Annotated in this window: 6 protein-coding genes; 4 read left to right on the forward strand and 2 right to left on the reverse strand. The window is 48.3% G+C overall.

What is annotated here, in order from left to right:
• Window positions 1–4: 4 nt before the first annotated feature.
• The 3 genes from AC3OH0_RS02940 (at window position 5) to AC3OH0_RS02950 (ending at window position 4,449) form a co-directional block, all read left to right on the forward strand.
• Complete coding sequence (locus tag AC3OH0_RS02940; protein ID WP_498344705.1) at window positions 5–1,141, forward strand: radical SAM protein; 1,137 nt, start codon at window positions 5–7, stop codon at window positions 1,139–1,141.
• A gap of 38 nt (window positions 1,142–1,179) precedes the next feature.
• A complete protein-coding gene (locus tag AC3OH0_RS02945; RefSeq protein WP_498344706.1) occupies window positions 1,180–1,581 on the forward strand; it encodes a hypothetical protein in 402 nt (133 codons plus the stop codon).
• A 411-nt stretch (window positions 1,582–1,992) separates the two neighbouring features.
• A complete protein-coding gene (locus AC3OH0_RS02950; protein ID WP_498344707.1) occupies window positions 1,993–4,449 on the forward strand; it encodes a valine--tRNA ligase in 2,457 nt (818 codons plus the stop codon).
• Here AC3OH0_RS02950 and AC3OH0_RS02955 read toward each other — a convergent pair.
• Both AC3OH0_RS02955 and AC3OH0_RS02960 read right to left on the reverse strand, forming a co-directional pair.
• Window positions 4,416–5,105, reverse strand: coding sequence for a PHP domain-containing protein (locus tag AC3OH0_RS02955; protein WP_498344708.1), 690 nt, complete (start codon window positions 5,103–5,105; stop codon window positions 4,416–4,418). The genes AC3OH0_RS02950 and AC3OH0_RS02955 overlap by 34 nt on opposite strands.
• Window positions 5,106–5,166: 61 nt before the next feature.
• Window positions 5,167–5,409 (reverse strand): hypothetical protein, encoded by a 243-nt coding sequence (locus AC3OH0_RS02960; protein ID WP_498344709.1) that lies wholly within the window; start codon window positions 5,407–5,409, stop codon window positions 5,167–5,169.
• A 65-nt stretch (window positions 5,410–5,474) separates the two neighbouring features.
• On the opposite strand from AC3OH0_RS02960, the gene AC3OH0_RS02965 reads away from it, so the two are divergent.
• A partial coding sequence (locus tag AC3OH0_RS02965) for a metallophosphoesterase family protein (RefSeq protein ID WP_498344710.1) occupies window positions 5,475–6,000 on the forward strand: 526 nt, incomplete at its 3' end.

Here is a 6,000-nt window from a genome sequence, read left to right on the forward strand (position 1 = left end):
ATTAATGGGTTTGGAATGGTTTATTTCAATAATCCACGCTAGACCTGATGCGATCCTTGTTTGGGACGACCAGGAGGTTCGAGAAAGGCTTTCATGGTACTATAGCGTGATGAGGGATTTGAAGCCGGCTAAGTTCCTTATCGCTAAAAGGACTCCTGTTGACGAAGACCCCTACAATGATGAGTTGTCAATTGATGATTTGTGGAAAATTCATGATAAAGCTAGTGTAGAATTCAAGAGAATCCTGCAGGAAGTGAGAAGTGGCGGTGTAGGGTTGGAGGATCTCGGCAAGCCATTATTCAGCCTGTTGGATGTGAAAGTGGTTTTAGCCTATAAGCTGTACTCTCCTTGCAGGCTTTGTGAAAGGAGATGTGGTGCTTTAAGAGCTCAAGGGAGGCCAGGGGTGTGCTTTGTCGACAAGGAGTGCATTGTCCACACATACTTCCACCACATGGGTGAGGAGTCTCCCTTGGTTCCAAGCGGGACAATATTCTACGGGGGATGTAATTTCAAGTGCGCGTTCTGCCAGAACTATGATATCAGCCAAGTCTCCCCTAGGAGCGGGGAGCGGGTTACTCCTGAAAGGCTTGCAAGGATTCAGGACTCGCTGAGGAAGAGGGGTGCGCGAAACATTAACCATGTAGGTGGTGAGCCAACGCCTCACCTACCCTTCATCCTGGAGAGCCTTAAGCATCTTGAAACTAACACGCCTCAGCTATGGAACAGTAACATGTACATGAGCCTTGAATCAATGAAGCTTTTAGCAGACGTTATAGACATATGGCTGCCTGATTTCAAGTATGGTTCAAACGAGTGTGCATGGAGGCTTAGCCGGGTCAGGAACTACTGGGAGGTTGTTACGAGAAACCACAAGCTAGCCTATGAGAACGGCGACATGATAATAAGGCACCTGGTCCTGCCAAACCACGTTGAATGTTGCACTAGGAAGGTTTTAGAATGGATTGCTGGTAACACCCCCAGAGTGCTAGTCAACATAATGGAGCAGTATAGGCCGGAGCACTTAGTGTCCAAGTACCCGGAGAAATACCCTGATATAAGCAGGAGGCCGAGCAGGGACGAGATGAAGCGGGCTTACGAGATAGCTGACAACCTTGGGATAGTATATAAGCCTGTCTCCTAGTTTATTGTTTAAACAGCAGTTTCTACTGGTGGAACATATTGGGGGATACGGGGATAATGGTATTCGAGTACTACTTCAGCGATTACTACAGAGTGATAGTTTTCAGGGAAGGCGAGAACTTCATAGTATCTGTTGACGTGTACAGGAAGGGCTGGCCTTTCAAAGATTACGAGGAGAAATGTGTTTCTGGAGGAGAAGTTTGCCTACTGTTCAAAACCGTGCCGCCAGCACAACTCCCTGGAGAACCACCATTATTAGCGGAGAAGATCATAGTGGAAGGGGTCAGAGTATCAGGGGTTGAGGAAACGATTAGTGTTAAATGGTTTTTCAAAGGAGAGCTAGGGCAGGAGGATGTTTCAAAGGTTTTCAACGCTTCTTGGAGCTTGATAAAGTGTCAACCGCCTCTTAAAGACTCCTTCAACATTAACTGCGAGCAGTGAACGCTTTTACAGAGATTAATGGTCCGCAGTATTGTGAGGCTTTGAAAACGAATTCCGAACCCACGTATTCTCGCCTACAGGCTCAGCCGGGTCGGCAGTGCTGACTCCTACACCAGTATCAGTCCGTGCTTCATTATGTTTCTCAAAACGAATGCAGTGCCACTCCTTTACGCTACCACGTTCACGCTTCAGGATTCATGGGAATTGAATCATTGATTCCTTATCCATGCGACCTTAATTTATCAATTGAGATTTTCCGCGACAGTTTCACCAGCTCAACGTATGTCACGGCGCTCCATAAGTCTTCTGATTAATAGGCTTTAAAATCGAGGTAGGTTTTCTCAACAGGTAATTCTTTATATCCTTATATACATGTGAGATTATTGATACTACTGCTTAAAGGGTTTCAGCATGGAAGAATATGTGCCTAAGTTGAAGGAGACCAGGTGGAGCGTTGAGAGGGAGCAAGAAGTTCTAGCTAAGTGGGAGGAGGAGCGTATAGGGGTTTTCGAGTTCTCACCAGAGGATGTGAGGGATATCATAGCTATAGACACGCCCCCTCCCTACGCAAGCGGTAAATGGCATGTAGGCGGTGCTGCCCATTACGCTCAAATAGACATGATTGCCAGGTATTTCAGGATGAAGGGTTATAACGTCTTAGTACCCTTCTACGCGGACAGGAATGGGCTACCTGTTGAGGTTCAGGTCGAGAAGAGGCTCGGGGTCAACCCGCACGAGCTAGCTAAGACTCCTGAGGGGAGGGAAAAGTTTCTCGAGGCTTGTAAAAGCTTTCTCGACGAGGCTGAGAGGGACATTGTTAGTGTTTGGAGAAGGCTTGGATGCAGCTTCCAGTACTGGGTTAACGGGACAGATAGCCCGGAATACAGGGCTCTCACCCAGGCAACGTTCATAGAGCTGTATAGGAAGGGCCTAGTCTACGAGGCTGAGAGACCCGTTAACTGGTGTCCCAGGTGTAAGACAACCCTGGCTGACGCGGAGCTTGAACACGACGAGGAGGAGGGCGAGCTCTACTACATAAAGTTCACGGTCAAAGAGACAGGTGAGGACCTGCTTGTAGCTACCACAAGGCCTGAGATGCTTAAAGCGTGTAAAGCCCTAGTCTATAATCCTAGCGATGAAAGATATGCTAAGTACAAGGGCATGCATGCTGTGAACCCGTTGTACGGTCACGAAATGCCGATCCTGGAGTACAATGAAGTCGACCCTGAGTTCGGCACAGGGTTGGTGATGGTTTGCAGCTACGGGGACCAAGTAGATGTCAAAATGTTCAGGGACCTCGGGCTGGACCCGGTGATCATTATTGAGAAGGATGGAAGGTTGAACAGCGAAGCAGGAGTTCTCGCTGGCTTAAAAGTAGATGAGGCGAGGCGTAAGGCTGTTGAACTCCTGGAGTCTATGGGGAAGCTTCTCAAGGAGGAGAAGCATGTTCACAGCGTCCCAGTGTGCTGGAGGTGTAAAACACCTGTTCAAATAATTCACTCACGAGAATACTTCCTCAAGCAACTGGATTTTAAGAGCGAGCTTCTCGAGCTAGTTGACTTGATGGACTTCAAGCCTTTAATGCATAAGAAGAAGCTTATTGACTGGATAAACAGTGTTTCAACCGACTGGCCTATAAGCAGGGATAGGTATTACGCCACAGAGGTCCCTGTCTGGAGGTGTAGAAGGTGCGGGGCAGTCCTACTGCCAGAGCCGGGAAGGTATTACCGTCCATGGAGGGATCCGCCTCCATGGGATAAATGCCCTGCTTGCGGCGCGCCGAGGGATGATATTGAAGGGGAGAGGAAGGTTTTCGACACCTGGTTTGACAGCAGTATTTCAGTTCTATACGTCACAGGGTATTTGAGAAACCATGAATTGTTCAGGAGGGCTTTCAGGAACGCTCTCAGACCCCAGGGGCAGGATATTATAAGGACGTGGCTTTACTACACCATCCTCAGGACCTACCAGCTGACAGGTCAGCCAGCGTTCAGATGGGTCAGGATAACGGGAATGGGTCTAGACGAGAAAGGCGAAGCCATGCATAAGTCTAAGGGGAACGTCATAGATCCCGATCCGTACGTGGAGAAGTATGGGGCTGACGCTTTCAGGTACTGGGCGGCAGCCAGCAGTAAGCTTGGTTACGACTACAGGTTCAGCGAGCAGTTGATTAAGACTGGATTATTGTTTGCAACCAAGCTTTGGAATATTGCGAGGTTCGTGTCAAGCTTTCCGGAGCCAGAGGACTACGAGCTCAGACCTATCGACAGGGCAACCCTCGCATTGTTCAACAAGGTCCTAGTCCAGGTGGACAAGGCGTACAGCGAGCTAGATGTTTACGAGCCCGCAACCCTAATCTACGGTTTCACATGGGATTATTTCGCATCACACTACATCGAGCTTGTTAAATCAAGAGCGTACAACAGGGATGAGAAGTACTCAAGGCTTGAACAATATGGTGCATGGTACACTCTCCACTACATCCTGAGAAGGGTTTTAAGGATGCTAGCCCCAATAATGCCTTTCGTCACCGACGCAATATACCGGGAGCTCTACGGTGAGAGCGTTCACGTTCAGAAATTCCCCGAGCCGGATGAGGAATTTGCTGAAGCGTCGACGAGGCTTGCTGAAGCGATAGTGGAGGCTAACTCTGCTATCTGGGGTTACAAGAAGAAAAGGAACATGAGGCTTAGCGATCCGTTGAAAATAAAGGTGTTCCTGCCATTCGTCCTGGAGGAGGCGTTGAAAGAGATCGTTGACTTGCACAAGCTTGAGACGGTTGAGTTCTACGAGGAGGTAGCCCCTGAGGACGCGGTTAGCATTGGCGGAGGAGTTTATGTTTCAGAAGAGAGTCCTGAGCGAGAATAATGCTTTCTAACCCTGTACTCAATACTCCACTTTATCCTCTTCACCATTGAGCGAAAGGGGTATCTTCCCTGGACAGGCTTCACCCTCCCTTTTAAAACAGCCTCGAAAACCTCTGAAAGCGTTAAATCCCCTGCCTCGATAAGCGTGTACGCTGCCCCGACGTGCTCAACAATATGTGCATCACTGTTAGCAACTCCCGGGATGCCGAGTAGTCTCGCAGCCTCAACAGCCTTCTTATTTGCCCCTGTATTAGCGCCAGCATTCCACACCTCGATAGCGCTCCAGTCTTTATAGTCGAAGACCTTATCACCTATTCCAAGCCTCATAACGTCGAAAGGATGAGCCGGAACCAATAGACAGTTGTTCTCACGAGCCTTCTCCAATAGTAACCCGAGGCTCTTGGGGAATTCAAACCCCTCGTAGCAGTAAACCAGGACGTCCCCCTCGTCCGTTCGAACTTCAACCCCAGGTATCACTAAAATGTTTTTCAAGGAAGATGTGGTTTTCACAGCCGCGATGCTTCCCTGGAAGGTATTGTGGTCTGTGATAGATATTATTGATAAGCCGCTGGCGATCGCGTAGGTAATAATCTCCCTGGGGCTCGCCCTGCCATCACTATAGTACGAGTGAATATGTAGGTCTGCTTTAAACGTCATTGCAACCAGCTTTCAAGAAGGTTAATTATAGTTTGCCGGATTAAATAGGTTAGATTGATGTTTAAATCGGGTAGTAAGGCTTCAGCTCTGATTTACAGTAGGGGCACTTGTAGTGTACCCCTCTAGCATCAGCGCTACAGAAGTAAGCCTTCACCCCTTGGCTAAGGCATTTCGGGCAGTAATAAGCATTGTTCCCCTCGTAGGCTTCGTACAAGTCTATGTTAGTCTTGCAGATAATGCACTTCTCAGTCGTCCATCCCTTATGTCCCGGCTTGTTGACTCCTTTTATTAAACCACTGGTCATGCTAAACACCTTCTAGTAGAGAGATATAATACTAGTTTTTTAAAATTAACGATTAGGTGTACGAGTTGATTATAGCCGCTGTTGGCGATGTCCACTCGCCAAAGTTCCTGCCCCTCTTCCTCAAATCCTTAGGCGAGGTTCCCGTTAACATCGATGCCTTCATCCTCCTCGGAGACATTGTCGAGAAGAATAACGTGGAAGCCTTCGCACCTGTTTACGAGGCGATAAGGAAGAGGTTTGAGAATGTTCCAGTGATAGGGGTTTTTGGAAACGAGGAGTACAGGGGTTTTGAGAGAGAATACTACGCGAAATACCCTGAAATCTCCTGGCTTAACGACGAGTTGAGAGTGTTCGGTTTAAACAGGTTTAAAACATGTATCGTAGGTACGAGAGGAGCCTTGGACAAGCCAACCCCGTGGCAGGCTAGCAACATACCGGGGATTCTAGAGTACTACAGGGATCTCCCCGGGAAAATAGCAGGCCTTTTAAGGGAATGCAGGGATTCAGAGGCGGAGATAACCATTCTCGCCTCACACTACGGCATCTCATACAATAATCTAAAGGGGGAGAAGCCGAGCATCTATCCTTATC

The sequence above is a fragment of the Thermosphaera sp. genome (assembly GCF_059755995.1).

Bases quoted from the DNA above. Each gene is read 5' to 3' on its own strand.
- AC3OH0_RS02955 (WP_498344708.1), bottom strand. From the start codon at position 5,105: ATGACGTTTAAAGCAGACCTACATATTCACTCGTACTATAGTGATGGC.
- AC3OH0_RS02960 (WP_498344709.1), bottom strand. From the start codon at position 5,409: ATGACCAGTGGTTTAATAAAAGGAGTCAACAAGCCGGGACATAAGGGA.
- AC3OH0_RS02950 (WP_498344707.1), top strand. From the start codon at position 1,993: ATGGAAGAATATGTGCCTAAGTTGAAGGAGACCAGGTGGAGCGTTGAG.
- AC3OH0_RS02940 (WP_498344705.1), top strand. From the start codon at position 5: ATGGGTTTGGAATGGTTTATTTCAATAATCCACGCTAGACCTGATGCG.